General features: G+C 68.1%; 20 protein-coding genes. 14 read left to right on the forward strand and 6 right to left on the reverse strand.

Annotated features, from left to right (window positions below; translation table 11 throughout):
• The first annotated feature begins 157 nt into the window (after positions 1-157).
• From ASF58_RS08105 to ASF58_RS08150, 10 genes are all read left to right on the forward strand, one after another.
• On the forward strand, positions 158-2,254 hold the full coding sequence (locus ASF58_RS08105) for a protein-disulfide reductase DsbD domain-containing protein (protein ID WP_055950130.1): 2,097 nt from the start codon (positions 158-160) through the stop codon (positions 2,252-2,254).
• A gap of 82 nt (positions 2,255-2,336) precedes the next feature.
• A complete protein-coding gene (locus ASF58_RS08110; protein WP_055950135.1) occupies positions 2,337-2,594 on the forward strand; it encodes a pentapeptide MXKDX repeat protein in 258 nt (85 codons plus the stop codon).
• A 102-nt stretch (positions 2,595-2,696) separates the two neighbouring features.
• Positions 2,697-3,287 carry a sigma-70 family RNA polymerase sigma factor gene (locus ASF58_RS08115; RefSeq protein ID WP_055950137.1) on the forward strand — a complete coding sequence of 197 codons (591 nt, stop codon included), beginning with the start codon at positions 2,697-2,699 and terminating at the stop codon, positions 3,285-3,287.
• Positions 3,280-4,023, forward strand: a complete 744-nt coding sequence (locus ASF58_RS08120; RefSeq protein WP_244477227.1) for an NrsF family protein — start codon at positions 3,280-3,282, stop codon at positions 4,021-4,023. Before ASF58_RS08115 ends, ASF58_RS08120 begins: the two co-directional genes overlap by 8 nt.
• 44 nt (positions 4,024-4,067) lie before the next feature.
• Entirely contained in the window at positions 4,068-4,562 is a 495-nt protein-coding gene (gene msrB / locus ASF58_RS08125) for a peptide-methionine (R)-S-oxide reductase MsrB (protein ID WP_055950140.1), read from the forward strand.
• Positions 4,563-4,715: 153 nt separating this feature from the next.
• Positions 4,716-5,360, forward strand: coding sequence for a peptide-methionine (S)-S-oxide reductase MsrA (gene msrA / locus ASF58_RS08130; protein ID WP_082512936.1), 645 nt, complete (start codon positions 4,716-4,718; stop codon positions 5,358-5,360).
• A 60-nt stretch (positions 5,361-5,420) separates the two neighbouring features.
• Positions 5,421-6,065, forward strand: a complete 645-nt coding sequence (locus tag ASF58_RS08135; RefSeq protein WP_055950146.1) for a cytochrome b/b6 domain-containing protein — start codon at positions 5,421-5,423, stop codon at positions 6,063-6,065.
• Positions 6,062-6,832, forward strand: coding sequence for a molybdopterin-dependent oxidoreductase (locus ASF58_RS08140; protein WP_055950148.1), 771 nt, complete (start codon positions 6,062-6,064; stop codon positions 6,830-6,832). Before ASF58_RS08135 ends, ASF58_RS08140 begins: the two co-directional genes overlap by 4 nt.
• 116 nt (positions 6,833-6,948) lie before the next feature.
• A complete protein-coding gene (locus tag ASF58_RS08145) occupies positions 6,949-7,623 on the forward strand; it encodes a glutathione S-transferase N-terminal domain-containing protein (protein ID WP_055950152.1) in 675 nt (224 codons plus the stop codon).
• Positions 7,624-7,880: 257 nt separating this feature from the next.
• On the forward strand, positions 7,881-8,378 hold the full coding sequence (locus ASF58_RS08150) for an N-acetyltransferase (protein ID WP_055950154.1): 498 nt from the start codon (positions 7,881-7,883) through the stop codon (positions 8,376-8,378).
• A 267-nt stretch (positions 8,379-8,645) separates the two neighbouring features.
• On the opposite strand, the gene ASF58_RS08155 is transcribed toward ASF58_RS08150, so the two are convergent.
• Both ASF58_RS08155 and ASF58_RS08160 read right to left on the reverse strand, forming a co-directional pair.
• Positions 8,646-9,977, reverse strand: a complete 1,332-nt coding sequence (locus ASF58_RS08155) for an ATP-binding protein (RefSeq protein WP_055950156.1) — start codon at positions 9,975-9,977, stop codon at positions 8,646-8,648.
• Positions 9,978-9,982: 5 nt separating this feature from the next.
• Positions 9,983-10,702: a response regulator gene (locus ASF58_RS08160; protein WP_055950159.1), complete on the reverse strand. Its 720-nt coding sequence runs from the start codon at positions 10,700-10,702 to the stop codon at positions 9,983-9,985.
• A gap of 189 nt (positions 10,703-10,891) precedes the next feature.
• Between ASF58_RS08160 and ASF58_RS08165 the strand changes: the two genes are divergently transcribed.
• Both ASF58_RS08165 and ASF58_RS08170 read left to right on the forward strand, forming a co-directional pair.
• Entirely contained in the window at positions 10,892-11,245 is a 354-nt protein-coding gene (locus tag ASF58_RS08165) for a hypothetical protein (protein ID WP_244477228.1), read from the forward strand.
• A 71-nt stretch (positions 11,246-11,316) separates the two neighbouring features.
• On the forward strand, positions 11,317-11,703 hold the full coding sequence (locus tag ASF58_RS08170; protein WP_055950161.1) for a hypothetical protein: 387 nt from the start codon (positions 11,317-11,319) through the stop codon (positions 11,701-11,703).
• 554 nt (positions 11,704-12,257) lie between these two features.
• Here the strand turns inward: ASF58_RS08170 and ASF58_RS08180 are convergent.
• The 3 genes from ASF58_RS08180 to ASF58_RS08190 form a co-directional block, all read right to left on the reverse strand.
• Positions 12,258-12,596: a carboxymuconolactone decarboxylase family protein gene (locus tag ASF58_RS08180; protein ID WP_055950165.1), complete on the reverse strand. Its 339-nt coding sequence runs from the start codon at positions 12,594-12,596 to the stop codon at positions 12,258-12,260.
• A 118-nt stretch (positions 12,597-12,714) separates the two neighbouring features.
• Positions 12,715-13,017: a hypothetical protein gene (locus tag ASF58_RS08185; RefSeq protein ID WP_055950168.1), complete on the reverse strand. Its 303-nt coding sequence runs from the start codon at positions 13,015-13,017 to the stop codon at positions 12,715-12,717.
• A gap of 29 nt (positions 13,018-13,046) precedes the next feature.
• Complete coding sequence (locus ASF58_RS08190; RefSeq protein WP_055950171.1) at positions 13,047-13,727, reverse strand: Crp/Fnr family transcriptional regulator; 681 nt, start codon at positions 13,725-13,727, stop codon at positions 13,047-13,049.
• Positions 13,728-13,941: 214 nt separating this feature from the next.
• On the opposite strand from ASF58_RS08190, the gene ASF58_RS08195 reads away from it, so the two are divergent.
• Positions 13,942-14,742 (forward strand): pentapeptide repeat-containing protein, encoded by an 801-nt coding sequence (locus ASF58_RS08195; protein WP_055950174.1) that lies wholly within the window; start codon positions 13,942-13,944, stop codon positions 14,740-14,742.
• Positions 14,743-14,937: 195 nt separating this feature from the next.
• Entirely contained in the window at positions 14,938-15,723 is a 786-nt protein-coding gene (locus tag ASF58_RS08200; RefSeq protein ID WP_055950177.1) for a pirin family protein, read from the forward strand.
• A gap of 643 nt (positions 15,724-16,366) precedes the next feature.
• Here ASF58_RS08200 and ASF58_RS08210 read toward each other — a convergent pair.
• Positions 16,367-17,566: an efflux RND transporter periplasmic adaptor subunit gene (locus ASF58_RS08210; protein WP_244477229.1), complete on the reverse strand. Its 1,200-nt coding sequence runs from the start codon at positions 17,564-17,566 to the stop codon at positions 16,367-16,369.
• Positions 17,567-17,633 lie beyond the last annotated feature (67 nt).

Consider the following 17,633-nt stretch of genomic DNA (forward strand, 5'->3'; position numbering starts at 1 on the left):
TCTGCTTCATCTTCGCTCCTCAGGGGCTACGATGAACCAGCCATCCTCCGTTCGGGAAGACCCTCATTCTGTCCCACAGGTGCTGACGTCGGACAGCGCTGCTCTCCGGAGCCGGGGCCGGGTTCGGCCGGCGCCTGCTTCGCGCAAGTGCCTGAGGATGGTCCCGATCGCTCCTGTCCGGCGCAGTCTGCTCGCCTGCCTCGCGCCGCTCTTCCTTCTCGGAGCTTTCCCGGCGCAGGCGGCATCCACCGCGTGGATCGGCGACGACCGAGCGGCGGTGCGGCTCGTAACGGCCACGGACGCCGCGGACAACGGATCGCCCGTCGAAGCGGGCCTCGAGTTTCGGTTCGGTGAGGGCTGGCACGGGGCGTGGCGCAGCCCGGGCGATGCCGGCTTGGCCCCGACCTTCGACTGGAGCGGATCGGACGGGCTCGTGCTCGAATCCATCGCCTGGCCCGCACCGCGACGCCTCACCGTCGGCGACCTCCAGACGTTCGTGTACGAATCCGGCGTCGTCCTGCCCCTTCGCTTCACACGGCGTGGCGACGGGGCCGCGCATCTGCGCCTGCGCCTCGTGCACGCGGTCTGCGGTGAGGTCTGCGTGCCCTATCGCGCGACCCTCGAACTCGCGCTGCCGGCGGGACCGGATCGCCCCTCGGCGGAGGCGGGACTGATCGATGCCGCCCGCGCGCGCGTTCCCGGGCCGCCCGAGGCTGCGGGCTTCGCCCTCGTCGGGCAGGCCCGGGAGGGACCGCCGAACGACCGGCGCCTGGTCCTGCGGGTGACCAGCGAACGCCGAGCCTTCGTCGCGCCGGATCTGTTCGTCGAGGGTCTGACGGGCGTCGTGACCGCCCCTCCGGAAATCGCCCTGGCCGACGGTGGCCGTGCGGCCCGGCTCGCCCTGAGCCTGCCCCCGGACGCCGCGGATAGCGCGCTGCGCATCACCCTGGTCGATGGCCTGCGCAGCGCCGAAGTCACGCTCCCGGCCACGGCCGGCACCGGCTGGGGTGCGTGGCTCGCCATCCTGGCGACGGCCCTGCTCGGCGGTCTCGTCCTCAATGCGATGCCCTGCGTCCTGCCGGTCCTGTCCCTGAAGGCCTTCGCGTTGACGCGGGCAGCCGGAGCGCAGCGGGGGAGCGTCCGGGCCGAACTGCTCGCGACGGCGGCGGGCATCCTCGCGTCCTTCCTCGCCATCGCCCTGGCTCTGATCGCCGTGAAGGCCTCGGGGGCCAGCGTCGGCTGGGGCATCCAGTTCCAGGCACCGTGGTTTCTCGCCGGCATGGCCCTGCTCACGGCGCTGTTCGCCGCGAGCCTGTTCTCGTGGGTGACCCTCGGACTGCCCCGCCCGCTGGCCGCCCTCGGATCCCTGCGCGGGTCCGGGCACCTGTCGGAGGCCTTCCTCACCGGCGCCTTCGCCACCCTGCTGGCCACGCCCTGCTCGGCACCGTTCGTCGGAAGCGCGGTGGGCTTCGCGCTGACCCGGGGACGTTTCGAGATCCTGACGGTCTTCGCGGCGCTCGGCCTCGGAATGGCGCTCCCCTTCGTGCTTCTTGCGCTGAGACCGGGATGGACGCGCCTGCTGCCGCGACCCGGCCCCTGGATGATCCGGCTTCGAAGCGGGTTCGGCCTTCTTCTCCTCGGAACGACCGTATGGCTCCTGATGGTCTTCGCCGAGGTGGCCGGCATCCCTCGGGCGATGGGGTTGGCGGGCATCCTGGCCCTTCTGCTCGGCTGGCTCGCCCTGAGCCGACGGCAGCGCGTTCCCGATCGTCGCCGAAGCCTGGTCACCGCGGCCCTCGTCCTCGCGCTCGTCTCGGTGACGGTGTGGCCGCGCAGCTCTGGAATGACCCCGGTGGCTCAGGTGGAGGACGGCCCCTGGCGCGCCTTCGCCCCCGAGGCGATCCCCGCCCTGGTGGCGGAGGGCAAGGTCGTCGTCGTCGACGTGACGGCGTCCTGGTGCCTGACCTGCCGGATCAACGACGTCACCACCCTCGATCGCGCGGAGACCCTTGCGCGCCTGTCGGCGCCCGATGCGGTCGCGATGCGGGCGGACTGGACCCAGGCAGACCCGGCCATCCTCGCCTTCCTGCGCCGCTTCGGACGCTTCGGGATCCCGCTTGTGGCCGTCTACGGGCCCGGCCTGCCGCGCGGCGAGGCCCTGCCGGAACTTCTGGCGCCGGCAACGCTACGGGCCGCCATCGAGCGAGCGGAGCGCGAGAGCCCAGACAAGATCACGACGGATTTTTCGCCCTGACCTGTAACCGTCGTCGGCACCCCTTCGAAAGACAATCCAGTACCGCCAAGATCTTCGGTACACCCTAGAAGGATCGCCTCACATGAGCACTCTCTTCCGCGTCGCCGCCGCTCTCGTCCTCGCCACCGCCGTCTCCGGTGCTCCGGCATATGCCGTCGATTCCATGGCCAAGGACGGGATGGCCAAGGACAGCATGTCGAAAGACTCCATGGCCAAGGACGGAATGAAGAAGGACGGGATGAGCAAGGATTCCATGGCCAAGGATTCCATGGCCAAGGACGGCATGGCCAAGGATTCGATGGGTAAGGACGGCATGGCCAAGGACTCGATGAAGAAGTAAGTTCGGCCTCATGCGGACGGTGCGGGTCGGCCATTCGGGCCGCCCGTTCCTCATGCCGGGTTCTTCCCGGCTCTCCCCGCAGCGTCCGGAATCCCCGATCCCATGCCCGTTCGATCAGCGGCCTTGTCCGGCGAGGCAGCCCTGTCCGCCGCGATGCAGGCGGCGCAGGTCGGCGATGCCGCCGCTTACCGGGCACTCCTGCGCGATTGCCTGCCGGTGATCTCCGCGATGGCACGGGCCAAGGGGGTTCAGGGAGCGGCGCTCGACGACGTGGTGCAGGACACCCTGCTCACCCTTCATCGCGCGCGGGCGACCTACGATCCGGCCCGGCCGTTCCTGCCGTGGTTGCGCGCCATCACGCAGCGGCGGGCCATCGACGCGTTGCGCCGCAAGGGGCGTCGTCCGCAGGAAGTCCACGAGCCGCTCGCCTATGAGGCGCGTGCCGACGACGGCCCTGGGCCGGGTGACGACCTGGCGCGTCGCGAGCGTGCAGCGATCCTCGCTGCGGCCGTCGCGCATCTCCCCGAAGGACAGCGAGAGGCGATCGAGCACATCGCCCTGCGCGAATTGTCCCTCAACGAGACCTCGACGCTCACCGGGCGGACCAAGGGGGCGCTCAAAGTCAACTTCCACCGTGGTCTCAAGGCCCTCCGCGTATCGCTCTCATCCCGCAAGGAAGACACGGATGTCTGATCCGGTCACCCAAGACCCGGTCACCCAAGACCCGGCCAGCCGAGACCTTTCCACCCACGATCTCGTCGAGGATCTGGCCCGGTCGCTGACGCCGGTCCGCCGGCTCTCGGGCCCGGGGCGCCGGACCCTGGTCTGGTCCGGCGCGGTGCTCACGGTGGGCCTCCTCCTCGTGCCGATGTCCGACGTCTCGGGATTGCGGGCGCGTCTCGGTGTGCCGGACCTGCACTGGGCGGCCCTCGGGGCGATCCTCACGGCCATCGCGGCTGCGCTGGCGGCCTTCCAGAGCAGCGTGCCCGGCCGAAGCGCGGCCTGGTCATGGCTGCCGCTCCCCCCGCTCGTCCTCTGGCTCGGCGCCAGTGGCCTCGGCTGCCTTCGTGGTTGGCTCGCGCCGGCCGCCAACCTCGCCGAGCCGGAGGAGATGCGGGGCTGCTTCGTGTTCCTGATGGGAGTCTCGCTGCCGCTGTCCGTCCTGCTGGTGCTGATGCTGCGGCGGGCCTGCCCGCTTCGCCCCAATCTCACGGCGGCCCTCGGGGGACTTGCCGCAGCCGCGGCGGCGGCGGCCTTGCTGGTGCCGTTCCATCCGCACGACGCCACCGCGACGGACCTGCTGGTCCACCTCGTCGCCGTCCTCATCGTCGTCGGCCTGAACAGTCTTTTCGGCGGCCGCCTCCTCGACAGAAATGCCGGACCGCGAGGCCGGCCTGTAACCGGCTCGATCCGCAAGGCGAATGACTGACCAGAGCCTCCGGCAAGGAGCCCGGTATCAAGGAACTCGGCACCATGGACCGCAGACAGATCCTCACCGCCGGCGTCTCGGCACTCGGCATCCTGACATTCCTTCGCGCCGCCGGAGGGTCCCTGGTCGGCGGCCCCGCCGTGGCCGAAACCTTCGCCGTCGCGAAGAGCGAGGCCGCTTGGCGGGCGCAGCTCGGGTCCGACGGCTACGCGGTCCTGCGCCGGCACGGCACCGAGCGCGCCGGCTCGAGCCCACTCAACGCCGAGAAGCGCGCCGGTCGTTTCGCCTGCGCCGGGTGCGACCAGCCGCTATTTGCCTCCAACGCAAAGTTCGAGAGCGGAACCGGCTGGCCCAGCTTCACCGCCCCCCTCGCGGAGGCCGTGGGGACGACGACGGATTCCAGCCTGGGGATGAGCCGGACGGAGGTGCATTGCCGGCGCTGCGGCGGGCATCTCGGCCACGTCTTCGCCGACGGACCCGCCCCCACGGGACTTCGCTACTGCATGAACGGCGTCGCGCTGCGCTTCGAGCCCGCCTGACCGATCGCGTCTTTACCGTCCCGCAAAGGACCACCCCAAAGGACCACCCCCATGTCCCAGATCGTTAAGCCCGCGACCGTTCCCCCGTATCGCTCGCGCCTGACGGGGGCTTTCGGCGGCGGTGTCCTGGCCCTGTTCGGCCTCGTCCTCTCCATGACGATCGAACGGGCCGGCGCCGAGGAAGCGAGCCGGCGCCTGCCGGCCGCCGCGACACCGGCGCGTGAACCCGCCCGGCTTCAGAGCGCGGTGTTCGCCGGTGGATGCTTCTGGGGCGTGCAGGGGGTGTTCCAGAACGTCCGCGGCGTCACCCAGGCGGTTTCGGGCTATGCCGGCGGAGACGGAGCAAGCGCGAACTACCAGGCCGTCTCCAGCGGGCGTACGCGACACGCCGAGGCGGTCCGGGTGACCTACGATCCACGCGTGGTCTCCTACGACACGTTGCTCCGGGTCTTCTTCTCCGTCGCCCTCGATCCGACGCTGGTCGATCGGCAGGGGCCGGATCATGGCCCGCAATACCGCTCGGCCTTGTTCCCGGGCAATGCCGAGCAGGGCGCCGTGGCCCGCGCCTACATCGCGCAACTCGACGCCTCCGGAGGCTACGGTGCGCCGGTCGCCACCCGGATCGAACTCGGTGCTCCGTTCTACCCGGCCGAGGCCTACCACCAGGACTTCATGGTCCTGCATCCCGCACACCCGTACATCGTCGCCAACGACGCCGCGAAGGTGCGCGACCTGAAACGCTTTTTTCCCGAATTCGCCGCGCCGGCTCCGGCCCTCGTCGGACACGACCCCGCCTGACGCGATCCCACGCCTCGGGCTCGACGGTCCGACAGCCACCACCTCTTCAGGACGGTCCCGATGTATCCCTCTTCGCCGCGGGCCGAGCGCCCGATCCACCCCCTGGTCGTTCGGATCACCCATTGGGTGAACGCCTTGGCCATGCTGATCATGATCACCAGCGGATGGCGCATCTACAACGCCTCGCCGATCTTCGGCGATTGGGCGTTCCCGAAATCGGTCACCCTGGGTGGCTGGCTCGGCGGGGCCCTGCAATGGCACTTCGCGGGGATGTGGCTCCTCGTCGCCAACGGCCTCGTCTACCTGACCTATGGACTGATCTCGGGCCACCTGCGTCGGCGCCTCACGCCCCTGCGGCCGCGCGAGATCGGGCATGATTTCGTCGCCGCCCTGAGGTTCAGGCTTCCCCACGACCCGGGCGTCTACAACGCCGTTCAGCGTCTCCTCTACGTCGCGGTCCTGCTCATCGGGATCGTCATCGTGCTCTCCGGTCTCGCGATCTGGAAGCCGGTCCAGTTCGCGCCCCTGACGGCGCTGATGGGCGGCTACGACACGGCGCGGATCGTCCATTTCCTCGCCATGGCCGGCATCGTCGGCTTCGTGGCAGTGCATCTCGCCCTGGTGCTCCTGGTTCCCAGGACCCTGCCGACGATGATCATCGGCCGCGAGATCCATTTCGGCCGCAACCACGTGGTGAAGCCATGACGCCCCTCGATCGCCTTCTGCGCCGCCCGCTTGCGGATCTCACGGTCCCTGGGACGCCCCTCGTCCGCGCCGACCGACGCCTGTTCCTGCGCGGCGGCCTCGTCGCGGCGGGGAGCCTCGCGCTCGGCGGTTGCGACATCTCGGACAACCCGCAGGTGGAGAGCATCCTTGGTGGGATCTCGCGGCTGAACGATCGCGTCCAGGGTGCCCTCTTCGGGGGCACGCGCCTGGCCCCGACCTTCGCTGTCTCGGAGATCACCCCGGACTTCCCCTTCAATGCCTATTATCCGGCGAGCAAGATCCGGGTGATCGACGGGTCGACCTGGAAGCTCGAACTCGCCGGTCTCGTCGCCGACAAGGCGCCGTGGACCCTCGACCGCCTGAGGACCCTGCCGCAGGAAGCGCAGATCACCCGCCACGTCTGCGTCGAGGGCTGGAGCGCCATCGGGCAATGGTCGGGGGTCCCGTTCCGGACCTTCCTCGAACGGATCGGGGCCGACACGACCGCACGTTACGTCCGCTTCGCCTGCGGGGACGATTATTGGACGAGCATCGACATGCCGAGCGCGCTTCACCCCCAGACGATCCTGGCCCTGGACTACGCCGGCGCACCCCTGCCGCCGAAATACGGCTTTCCGGTCAAGCTGCGCATTCCGACGAAGCTCGGGTTCAAGAACCCCAAGCACATCATGGCCATCACGGTGACGAACGATTACCCGGGTGGATACTGGGAAGATCAGGGCTACAACTGGTTTTCCGGGCTGTAGTGAGTCTGAACGTGAATCGCCCGATATCCGCCGATCGGTGTCATGTGGACCGCCGCTAAACGGGAGTTGCCGAGCGGTTTGGCGGCCACCGGCCCGGAACGGCATGAGGTTTTGAAATGCTGAAATTCTTCTTCAACGGCTCTCCGAACCCGACGAAGGTCGCGTTGCTGCTGGAGGAGCTCGGACTGCCCTACGAGCCCGTCCCGATCGACACCCGCAAGGGTGACCAGTTCGCGCCTGATTTCCTGGCCCTCAATCCGAACGGCAAGGTGCCGGTCCTCGTCGACGACGCGGATGTGATCTTCGACAGCAATGCCATCCTGCTCTACCTCGCCGAGAAGACCGGACGATTCCTGCCGCCTTCGGGTGGCGACCGGGCTCAATTCCTGTCCTGGCTGATGTTCGTCGCGACGGGCGTCGGGCCGTTCTCCGGCCAGGCGGTCCATTTCCGGCACTTCACCCCGGAACAGGTGCCCTATGCCCAGGCGCGCTACAGCTTCGAGGCGCGCCGTCACTACGATATCTTGAACGCACACCTCGCCCAGCGCCGCTACCTCGTGGGCGACGCCTACACCATCGCGGACATGAGCGCCTGGGGATGGGCCCGCATGATCCCCTTCGTCCTCGGCGAGACGGCCTGGGCGGAGCTGCCCCACCTCAAGCGCCACCACGACGAGATTGCTACCCGCCCAGCCGCCGCGCGTGCTGCCGGCCTCAAGGACCGCTTCCCCTTCAAGCCCGAGATGGACGACGAGGCGCGCGCCAACATGTTTCGGCATCTCAAGTCCTGACAATCGTCTTTGCCCTCGAACGCCGCCGTTGCTGGGCGTCGCCGCATCGCTGTCATCTCGGCGCTGCGACGGAAGCTCCAGAACGTTCAATCAGCGAACGGCCGTTTTCGGGAATGTTGCAAATCGGCCTGTTCGGCACTGATGGGTCGTGTTGCGACTGTCCGCTCATAGCGAGAGTTGGCAAAAACGGACATCGCCGTTGGGCCCGCTCGCGCTCCATGGCTGACCTCGCGATACGAACAGGGTACGCTGTCGGTATGCTCCTACGTCCCGAAACCGCTTCCGACGCTTTCGCAATCCGTTCCCTTGTCACCGATGCCTTCCACGATGCGCCTCACGCAAGTGGCACCGAGGCGGACATCGTCGACGCCCTCCGTGAGGACGGCGCGTTGACGGTCTCCCTCGTCTGCACGGAGGGCGATGAAATCGTCGGACATGTCGCTTTCTCCCCGGTCGTGGTCGGGCTTGCGTCGGAAGGTTGGTTCGGGCTCGGCCCTCTGGCCGTACGGCGCGAAAACCGGCGACGACGCATAGGCCAGCGCCTGATCGATGCGGGGTTGGGCAGCCTGCGGGAGCGTCGTGCCGGGGGCTGTGTCGTGTTGGGTGACCCTGCCTATTACCGACGTTTCGGCTTCGCTGCCGACCCGGCAATCGTCCTCGCCGGAGTGCCCCCTGAATACTTCCAGTCATTAAGCCTGTCCGGAAACCGCCCGGAGGGCGAGGCTCGGTATCATCTTGCCTTCGGCGCGGCCTGACTTCTGCAAAACACCTTTTGTCTAAGCTGCCGGATGACCGACAAATAGCCGCTTTCTGGAAGCGTTAACTGCGGTCCCGATGACCGGGTTGGGTTGGTACCCGTCCGTTTTACGATCGTTTCGGGTATAAATTGGCCCAGCTGCTTACAGCTGGAATTTGTCCGAAACTGGACATTGGCAGCAACAGGTATTAGAGGTTTAAATCCTCTAGTGCCTATACTAACGAGGCATGAGACGGGCTGGGCCGCGTTCACGTCCGACTGATACTCAGGACGGCAGGGTCACCTCCGCACGTAATCCGCCACCGGTCCGGTTCGCCAGCACCACGTCGCCCCCATGGGCGCGGATCGCCGACCGTGTGATGGCGAGCCCAAGACCGGTCCCGCCCGTGTCGGCGTTGCGCGAGCCCTCTAGCCGCGCGAAGGGCACGAACATCTCCTCGATCCTGTCGGGCGGCACCCCCGGCCCATCGTCGTCGACGAGGATACGGATCAGGTCGTCGGCTCGCTCCAGCGAGATCCGTGCCCTGTCGCCGTAGCGGACGGCGTTCTCGACCAGGTTGTCTAGGGCCCGGCGCAGCGCCAGCGGCCGGCCCTGGAAGGGAACGGTGGCCGGGGACGTGACGGTGACGTCCCGCCCGAGCACTCCGTGGTCGTCCGCGAGCGCCCGGACCATCTCGGAAAGGTCCAATGCGCCGCTGTCCTGGGCGAGCGCGTCATCCCGGGAGAATGCCAGGGTCGCGTCGACCATGCGCCCCATATCCGAGATCGTACGGACCATCGCGTTCCGGAGCTCGCCGTCCTCGACCATCTCGGCCCGAAGCCAGAGGGAGGCGATGGGGGTGCGCAGGTCGTGGCTGATGGCGGCCAGCATCCGGGTGCGGTCGGCAACGAAGGCCCCCGAGCGTTCCTGCATCTGGTTGAACGCCGCCGTCATGGTCCGCAACTCGCTCGGGCCGCGCTCCGGCAGCGGCTCGAACCCGGTGCCGCGACCGGCCTTCTCCGCGGCCCTGGCGAGGTCAGCCACCGGACCGACGATCCCGCGCCTGGCGACGGCGACGACCACGAGCACGGCGACAACGCTCGCCAGGACCTGGATGAGCGCGATCCGCATCCACGGCGGGGTCCGCGACGCGAGCGGGGCCTCGGCGTTGAGCCAGCGCCCGTCGTCAAGCCGGACGGAGACCCGCAGGGCCTGGGTCCTGTCCGACAGGCGGCCCCGGGGGGCATTCTCCCCGACGTCGCGCTCGACCAGGGCGATCCGCGCCTGGCTCGCGTCGTCCTTCATGCGACGGTCGATCCGCCGCGCGAGCCGTGCCTCGTCAACTCCCATCGCGCCTTCCGGGACGAGGCTGCTGGCATCGATGGTGAAGCGGTGACGGGGGGAGCCATACGCCGCGACCACGCTCGGGACGGTGTCGGGCTGGACCGCGTCGAGCAGGCGAACCAGCGTGGCGATGCGGTCGACCACCTGGGTCCGGGCCGCCGCGCGACCGACCCGCGACGACTCGTGCGCGAACATCGCGAAGGCCACGGCCTGGGCGCCGACGACGGCGAACACCAGCAGGATCGCCAGCCGTCCGCCGAGCGAGTGCGGCACCAGCCTCAAGGCACCATCCTCACCTCGGCCGCCAGGACGTAGCCGCCGCCCCAGACCGTCTTGAGGAGCCCCGGGTTGGCCGGGTCGCGCTCCAGCTTGCGCCGGAGGCGGCTGACCTGGTTGTCGATGCTGCGGTCGAACCCGTCGGCGGTCCGGCCGCTGGTCAGGTCGAGGAGCTGGTCGCGCGAGAGCACCACCCTCGGATGCCGGGTCAGTGCCGACAGCAGGCGGAACTCAGATGTGCTGAGCGCGACGGGGGTGCCGGCGTCGTCGACGAGCTCGCGCCGGTCGGTATCCAGCGTCCAGCGGTCGAACGTCAGCTTGCGTCCGTCCGCCTCGTCCCGGGTCCGGGGAAGCGCGCGCGTGCGCCGGAGGAGGTTCTTGATACGGGCGAGGAGCTCGCGCGGCTCGAACGGCTTCGTGACGTAGTCGTCGGCCCCGATCTCCAACCCGACGATCCGGTCGGTCCCCTCTGCCAGGGCGGTGAGGAGGATGACGGGCGTGTCGTAGGCTTCCCGGATGTGGCGGCAGAGCGAGAGTCCGTCCTCGCCCGGCATCATCACGTCGAGGAGCACCAGGTCGATGGCGCTTCCGGCCAGGACGACGCGGGCGGCCGCCGCGTCGGCTGCGACGGTGACCTTGAGTTCGTGCCGCCTGAGGTAGGCAGCGAGCGGATCGCGGATGTCGTGATGGTCGTCCACCACCAGGATGTGTGCGTCGTCCATGTCCCGAACCTTTCGTACCGGACCCTAACGCGCGGCGGCCTCCCCCTCCCGGGGGATTCTGTCGCGAAATGTATCGGGACCTTCGAACCCGCGACGGTTCGCGACGAAAACGGGGTTTCCCGGCAAATCCCTGCGACAGGCCGGCGGCAAGGTGCGGGCAGTTCAAACCCCGCATCGGGAGACGAAGCGATGACGAAGCAAGCGGTACGCGCGCCGACCCTGTTGAGGCGGCTCCTGCCCGCGGCCCTGCTGGCGGCCGGCCTGGCGGCGCCGTTGGCCACCGCCGGCACGGCCGAGGCCCGCGACGGCTGTGGCCTCGGGGGCCACCGCGGGTTCTACGGCTACTGCCGGCCCAACCTCGGACCGAGGGTATTCTACCGGCCCTACGCCTTCCGGCCCGCCTTCTACGGACCGCGACGGTTCGGTTGGGGCGGTCCTCGCTGGGGCGGCTACCGGCATGTCGGCTGGGGCCATCGCGGGTGGGGCCATCGCGGGTGGGGCCATCGCGGGTGGGGCCACCACGGCTGGCATCACCGTTGGTGACCCTGCCGAGGCTAGGGGTCGTGCCATCCGGCGCGGCCCCGGGACGACCCGGTGACGCGAGAGGTGCGATCATGACGAAGGCTATCGCCTCCCTGACCCTGTGCACGTTCCTGGCGGTTACATCCGCATCCGCCCAGACGCCTGCGGTCACCGACCCGCCGAAGGGAGCGGGAGCCGCCCTCGCGACCTTCCTTTCGCGGAACCGCACACGGATCATGCGGGCCGATGCCGATCACGACGGGCGCGTCACCCGGGCGGAATGGGCGGCCTGGTGGGACGCCCGTCCCGGCAAGGGACCCTACGACCCTGCCGGGCGGTTCCGGGCCATCGACGCGGACGGCGACGGCTTCCTCACCGCGGAGGAGATCGACACCACGTCCAGCAAGCGGTTCGCACGGCTCGACGCCGACCACGACGGTCGCGTCGTCCGCGCGGAGCGACCCTGCCGCGCCAAGTGAACTGAACGCCCTGGATCGGGGTTCGGATAGCGATTTTACCCCAGGACACGGTCCGTATGCCGCGTCCATCAGAACGAAAGAATCAGAATGAAGCTCACAGGTCTCATCGTCGGCGGTTTCGCGACGCTGCTCATGGCAGGCGGAGCTCAGGCCCTTCCCATGCCGGCCGGCGGTCTAGGCGTGGACGCTCCCATCGTCCAGGTCCGCGCCGGTTGCGGCTTCGGCGCCCATCGCGGCCCGTTCGGGGGCTGCCGCCTGAACCGCGGGCCGCGCGGCGCTATGCGGCGGGCCATCACGGGCGCCCCGCGCGGTTGCCCGCCCGGTCTCTATCGCGGTCCGGGCGGTCGCTGCCGTCGCTGACGACGGCAGCTCGTTCGGCCTCGTACCGAACTTCATGCCTTCCAAGCACTCGCCAGGTCGGTGGACTGGGCGAGGGCTTGGCCTTCATAAGGCTTGGACGATTCAGCATTTTCGCAGGGGCTAAAGGCTCATACCCACTCTCGGAGGACGCTTCGTATGCCTCGTGAAAATCTGTCGTCCGTCAGCTGCGCCGATCAGCCCACGTCTCGCGTGAAGGCGTCGAATGCCCGGGCGCTGTAGACAAGCGCCGCGCCGGCATTCAAGGCCACGGCGACACCCAATGCCTCGACCATCTCCTCCTTGCTCGCGCCCGCCTTGCGCGCGGCATCGGTATGGAAGGCGATGCAACCATCGCACCGGGTCGTCACCGCCACGGCAAGGGCGATCAATTCCCGCGTCTTGGCGTCGAGTTTCGGCTCCTTCGGCTTGGCCGATGCCAACTTGTCGTGCGCGCTTAGGAGTTCGGGGCTGATCTCACCCATCTGGCCCAGGGTGGACACCAACTCGCCGCGGTAGCCATTCCAATTTTCCATCTCGGATCTCCTCCAAATGCGGCTCTCTCGGGAGCCGTCCTTGATCGGACGCGGAGCGTTACGCCTACCATCTAGTAGGTAGTTAGGTGTTACAGGCATGGCAACCCGGCCGACATCCTCACGGTAGCCGTACGGGACGACGTCCTCTGGTGCGCTTTCCGACGACTGCCGACGCGGGCTCCTCCGGCGGATCGGGCGGCGGGGTGGAAATCAGCGCGGCGATCCGTCGAAGCTCGGTCCGCGCCCTCCCGCAGATGTCGGTCACGTCGTCGTGCCCGTGCCCCGGGACGATGACCGTGCAAAGGTGCTCGTAACCGCTGGACGCATGGAGCGCGAAGGTCACCGACCAGACTGGGGCCTTCCCCGGTCCGTAGGTCGTAAACTCGATCTTCCGAGGTTCGACGCGAAGGGCGATGTCCATGTCGATGGCGTCCGAACCCGATTGATTGATCAGCAGGGATTCCGCCTGCCGGCCGCCAGGCTCGCCCGGTCGATGACCTGCACCTGGCCGCGCCGGATCTCGACGAGGCCGTCGTCGGCCCACTCGCCCAGGAGGCGGCTGACGACCTCGCGCACGCTCCCTACGTCGGACGCCAATTGCTGGTGGGTCTTCCAGACGATCCCCTCGGCATCGGCCTCGACCAGCAATCGGCGGGCGAGGCGTTGCTCCAAGGGGGCGAACGCGATCTCCTCGACCAGGTCGAACATTCCCGACAGGAGCTTGGTGTAGTCGTCGAGGACGAAGGTCCGAAACGCGTCGCTCTCCCGCATCAGCTGGCGGAAGGTGTCGGATGGAAGGGCGGCCAACTCGGTCCGGGCCTCGGCGACGCTCTGCGCCGGGAAGCCCCCGCCCGACAGCAGGCACTGGGTGGTCAGGACGCAGGTGCCGCCGGCGCCGACCTTGTAGATCAGCATCTCGCGGCCGCCCTCGGACATCCGGAACACCCGGGTGCGACCGTCGATGCACATCAGGTAGTTCGCGCAGGCGCCCTGGAGCTCGTAGGCAATCGCGCCGGCCTCCAGCACGGGGAAATGCACCGTGCCGCGGGCGACCTGGAGATGGCTCGCGCTGAAGTCCCGGACCAGCGGGAAGCGCTCGACCCAGCGCTCGACCTGATGGGCGTTCTGCATGGTCTTCCTCCTCGGGCTGGCGGTCATTGAACGCCACCATGCCCCGGTCGATGCGTAAAGGCCTGGGGATCCGCAACCTTCGGTGACCTGGGTCACAGACGCTTGGAAAGGACCTGGGTACCACCGTCGTCAGAGAACAAAAAACTCCGCTTCGGCGACAAAATGAGGAAGCGTAGGCTTCCCGTGGGTCGGGGCGAAACAATCGGGAGAAACCATGCGCCGCATCGCCACCCTTCTACTCGCCTCCATCCTCCTGGCCGCCCCGGCCCATGCCGAGCAGGACCTGCTTCTCGGCGCCGACATGGGCTCGGCGGCGATGACCAAGGCCGAGATGACCCGCGCCGACGTCGAGGCGCTGATCGCTAAGGCCGACGGCAAGCCCATTGACCTCTCCGACAAGGCGCTCGCCGGCCTCGACCTGTCGGGCCTGAACCTCAGGGGCGCGAACCTGCGCACCGCCCGCCTCAACAAGGCCAACCTGCGGGGCGCCGACCTGACCGGGGCGAATTTGGAACAGGCCTGGTTCATCAAGGCCGATCTTTCAGGTGCCAAGCTCGTCGGCGCCAAGATGTTCGGCATCACCGCCCGGGACGCCAACCTGAGCGGAGCCGACCTCAGCCGGTCCATGCCCATCGGCGATTTCAAGGGCGCCAACATGGCCGGGGCGACGCTGGTCGACCTCAAGGGTGGCGCCGACATCAAGAACCAGTCCATGGGCCTGATGCGGGCCGTGTTCGTCTCGGTGAACCTCAGGGGCGCAAACCTGAAGGGGGCGAACCTCGGTCGCTCGCGCCTGGAATACGCGGACCTCACCGATGCGGACCTGACCGACGTGATTCTGATGGGCTCCGACCTGTCGGGGGCGAACCTGACCGGGGCGACCGTGTCGGGCGCCGACTTCAAGAACGTCGACGTCAGCGGCGCCCGCCTCGTGTCCCTGAAGGGCCAGGACAGCGCCAAGGACTGGTCGGCCCGCGTGAACGTCGACCGCGCCATTACCCAGGCGTCGAATTAACCACTCGCCCTTCCATCCCGCATCCGGTCACGGATATCCGTGCCTCACCCGGTTGGCTGACGAACCTCACCACCGACCTGTAGTAGTCGCAACCCGACGACTGGTACCCACTCGTACGGCACCCGCAAGCACCAGGCACGTTATCCGGCGACGCATCCGTCAGGCGGTGTGCCCAGCCAGGAAGCCAACGACACGATGATCCACAAGGCGACGCGAACCAAGGACGATGCCATCGACAGCGACGGGTTCGTGGCGCGGGCCAATTTCCCGGGACACCTGGAGCCGGGGAGCCCGGACCATGGCCTCGGACCGCTGGCGACGATCATGGAATCGTTCCTCGCGCCGGGCACCCACATTAAGCTGCACGAGCACGTCGTGGACGAGATCGTCTCCTGGGTCCCGGCGGGCGTGATGCGCCACGACGACCCCCAGGGCGGCCACCTGACGGTCGATGCCCACCATCTCATGGTCATGAACGCAGGTCGTGGTTTCCGGCACGAGGAGCGAACCCGCGACGACGACCCGCCGCTCCGGATGCTGCAGATCTTCGTCCGCCCGCGTGCGGAGGGGCTAGAGCCCGGCATCCAGCACGGCCGGCTTCCGGCACCGCTAGCGAATACGTGGCGCGACGTCTTCGGGCCGACGGGAAGCAAGGCACCCTTCCACGTTCGCAACGCCGTCCTTTGCCGCGATATCCGGCTCGGGGCCGGAGCGACCGCGACCGTGCCGACGGAGCCCGGCCACAAGACCTACTTTTTCGTCTTCGAAGGATGCGTGTCGTTCGACAACCAGACCTTCGGCGAGGCCGAGAGCGGCCTTCTGGCGGAGAGCGGCGATATCGCCTTGGAGGCCGTCGAGGATTCGGTGGTGCTGGCCTTCGTGATCGACCCGCACGCCCCGGTCTGCCGCGGCGGCACGGTCGGCGACGGCGAGACCGTCCATGCGATGGCCTCACGCGCGCGCCGTGCATGCTCTCATTGAGGCTCGGTCGACGACCGTGAGGTTGAGCAAGTCGAACTTGCGGGGATGCAGTTTTCCTATCCCCCGGCCTCAGCTTCCGGGGACTTCCCGACCGACTTCACACTCATGATGCCATCATGCCCGTCCTCGTATGACGGAAAGCGACGCTCAAGTGAGGATTGCGTTCCGTCCTCTCATGATGCGTGGGGGGTAGTCGAAGATGGAGGAGCAACGGGCCAGCTGATTCAGGCTTCGACTGAGGCAACCATTCGGGGGGCCGGCTCGTCCCCACGATTCGACCGTCACAGCCCGAGTTGCGCTTTCCGTGTGAGATGCCCGTTGCGGAAAGTCAGGGCGACGTTAGCGCCATACCGACCCGCCCCACGCCAGGAATAGGTTGCCCTGTGCGTGGCGCCGATTGTCATATGGGTTACCTGCCGACCCTCGCATCCAAAAATCGTCCGGACCCGCGCCATGCTCATGCCCGTCTCGATGCGGTCGTAGGCCGACCGCGTGGCACGGCATTCCTTCGCCAGTGCGTCCGTGGCGAAGCAGCCGGACGTGAGGAGGGCTGCCATCAGGATGACGGGACGGTCGTTTGGCATGGTGTCCGGTGTCACTGGGGTGGATCGACGAGGTTCGACGATTGCGGGGGGCATCGACCCTATCCGGGTCCGTTCACGGCGTGACCGGCCTTGCCTTCCTGACCGGCGTCGGCGTCCGGTCGGACGACGACTTTCAGGTTCTGACGCATGTCCTGGAGATGGTCGACCACCACCCGGTCACCGTCCGAGAGCCCATCCAGGATTGCAGTATCGTCGCCATGGGCATCGCCGGTGGTCACGGGCCTCTGCTGCACCGTGCCGTTCCCATCGACGACGTAGACGATCTGCTGCGCGAGTTGCGCATCAAGGGAAACGGTGGGGACCAGCAGCCTGTCCTTCGTACCGGTCTGGATCTTGGCGCGGACGAACTGCCCCGGCAGGAAACGCTCGTCGGTGTTGGGCATTAACGCCCGGACGAGACGCCGGGCGGTTCGGGGGTCGAAGCGGTTGTCGAGCTGGTAGATGCTGGCCTCGCGAACGGTCTTGCCCTCAGCGTCGAGGACGGCGACTATGACGCTTCCGTCCTTCATCGCCGCCCGGATGGCTTCGGAGTCCTCCGAGGAGAGGGCCATCTGGATGTCGATCGGATCGAGTTGCACGACCGAGACGAGCTGGGTCTGGTTCTCGATCACGAGGTCGCCGGGATTGATCGTCGACAGGCTGGCGCGCCCGTCGAAGGGCGCGTTCACGATGGCGTAATCGAGGTTTAGGTTCTGCCTGGCAATCGCGGCCTCGGCGCCCTGGACCTGGGCGACGGCGGAGGTCCGGTTCGACTGCAACTGCTGGAACCGTTGCTCGGTGGCATAGCCCTTGTCGGCCAGGGACTCGGTGCGGTCGACCTCCGCCTGGGCGAAGGTCAGCTGCGCCTGTGCCTGCGACGCCTGGGACTTCGCTGTCTGCAGCGCGACCTCGAAGGGCCGTGGATCGATCCGGAACAGGACCTGCCCTTTCTTCACGTGTCCGCCCGGCTCGAAGGGCCGCTCCGTCACGTTACCAGTCACCCGGGCCTGCAAGGTCGCGTCCTGCTGCGCGATGATCGTGCCGGTGTACGTGAAGGCGATAGGCACCTGACGCTTACGGGCGACGATGACCCGGACCTCCAGGGGTGGCTCCTCGGCCTTCACGCCTTCCTTCTTGCCGACGAATGGCAGGGCGGCCACGATCCGGTCCGGCGAGGGGCGCCCGGCCATGTACCAGCCACCCGCGCCCAGCAGGACGATCAGTCCCGCCCCGACACCGTATCCGACTGCTGCCCGCACCAACGATGCTCCTTAAGATCGATGAGGCCGGCCACCGCGCCCGCCCAGCGCGAGAGGAACACGCCTG

The sequence above is a fragment of the Methylobacterium sp. Leaf125 genome, from assembly GCF_001423085.1.
Classification (GTDB): Bacteria; Pseudomonadota; Alphaproteobacteria; order Rhizobiales; family Beijerinckiaceae; genus Methylobacterium.

Bases quoted from the DNA above. Each gene is read 5' to 3' on its own strand.
- ASF58_RS08105 (WP_055950130.1), top strand. From the start codon at position 158: ATGGTCCCGATCGCTCCTGTCCGGCGCAGTCTGCTCGCCTGCCTCGCG.
- ASF58_RS08110 (WP_055950135.1), top strand. From the start codon at position 2,337: ATGAGCACTCTCTTCCGCGTCGCCGCCGCTCTCGTCCTCGCCACCGCC.
- ASF58_RS08115 (WP_055950137.1), top strand. From the start codon at position 2,697: ATGCCCGTTCGATCAGCGGCCTTGTCCGGCGAGGCAGCCCTGTCCGCC.
- ASF58_RS08120 (WP_244477227.1), top strand. From the start codon at position 3,280: ATGTCTGATCCGGTCACCCAAGACCCGGTCACCCAAGACCCGGCCAGC.
- msrB (WP_055950140.1), top strand. From the start codon at position 4,068: ATGGACCGCAGACAGATCCTCACCGCCGGCGTCTCGGCACTCGGCATC.
- msrA (WP_082512936.1), top strand. From the start codon at position 4,716: ATGACGATCGAACGGGCCGGCGCCGAGGAAGCGAGCCGGCGCCTGCCG.
- ASF58_RS08135 (WP_055950146.1), top strand. From the start codon at position 5,421: ATGTATCCCTCTTCGCCGCGGGCCGAGCGCCCGATCCACCCCCTGGTC.
- ASF58_RS08140 (WP_055950148.1), top strand. From the start codon at position 6,062: ATGACGCCCCTCGATCGCCTTCTGCGCCGCCCGCTTGCGGATCTCACG.
- ASF58_RS08145 (WP_055950152.1), top strand. From the start codon at position 6,949: ATGCTGAAATTCTTCTTCAACGGCTCTCCGAACCCGACGAAGGTCGCG.
- ASF58_RS08150 (WP_055950154.1), top strand. From the start codon at position 7,881: ATGCTCCTACGTCCCGAAACCGCTTCCGACGCTTTCGCAATCCGTTCC.
- ASF58_RS08160 (WP_055950159.1), bottom strand. From the start codon at position 10,702: ATGGACGACGCACACATCCTGGTGGTGGACGACCATCACGACATCCGC.
- ASF58_RS08165 (WP_244477228.1), top strand. From the start codon at position 10,892: ATGACGAAGCAAGCGGTACGCGCGCCGACCCTGTTGAGGCGGCTCCTG.
- ASF58_RS08170 (WP_055950161.1), top strand. From the start codon at position 11,317: ATGACGAAGGCTATCGCCTCCCTGACCCTGTGCACGTTCCTGGCGGTT.
- ASF58_RS08180 (WP_055950165.1), bottom strand. From the start codon at position 12,596: ATGGAAAATTGGAATGGCTACCGCGGCGAGTTGGTGTCCACCCTGGGC.
- ASF58_RS08185 (WP_055950168.1), bottom strand. From the start codon at position 13,017: ATGGACATCGCCCTTCGCGTCGAACCTCGGAAGATCGAGTTTACGACC.
- ASF58_RS08190 (WP_055950171.1), bottom strand. From the start codon at position 13,727: ATGCAGAACGCCCATCAGGTCGAGCGCTGGGTCGAGCGCTTCCCGCTG.
- ASF58_RS08195 (WP_055950174.1), top strand. From the start codon at position 13,942: ATGCGCCGCATCGCCACCCTTCTACTCGCCTCCATCCTCCTGGCCGCC.
- ASF58_RS08200 (WP_055950177.1), top strand. From the start codon at position 14,938: ATGATCCACAAGGCGACGCGAACCAAGGACGATGCCATCGACAGCGAC.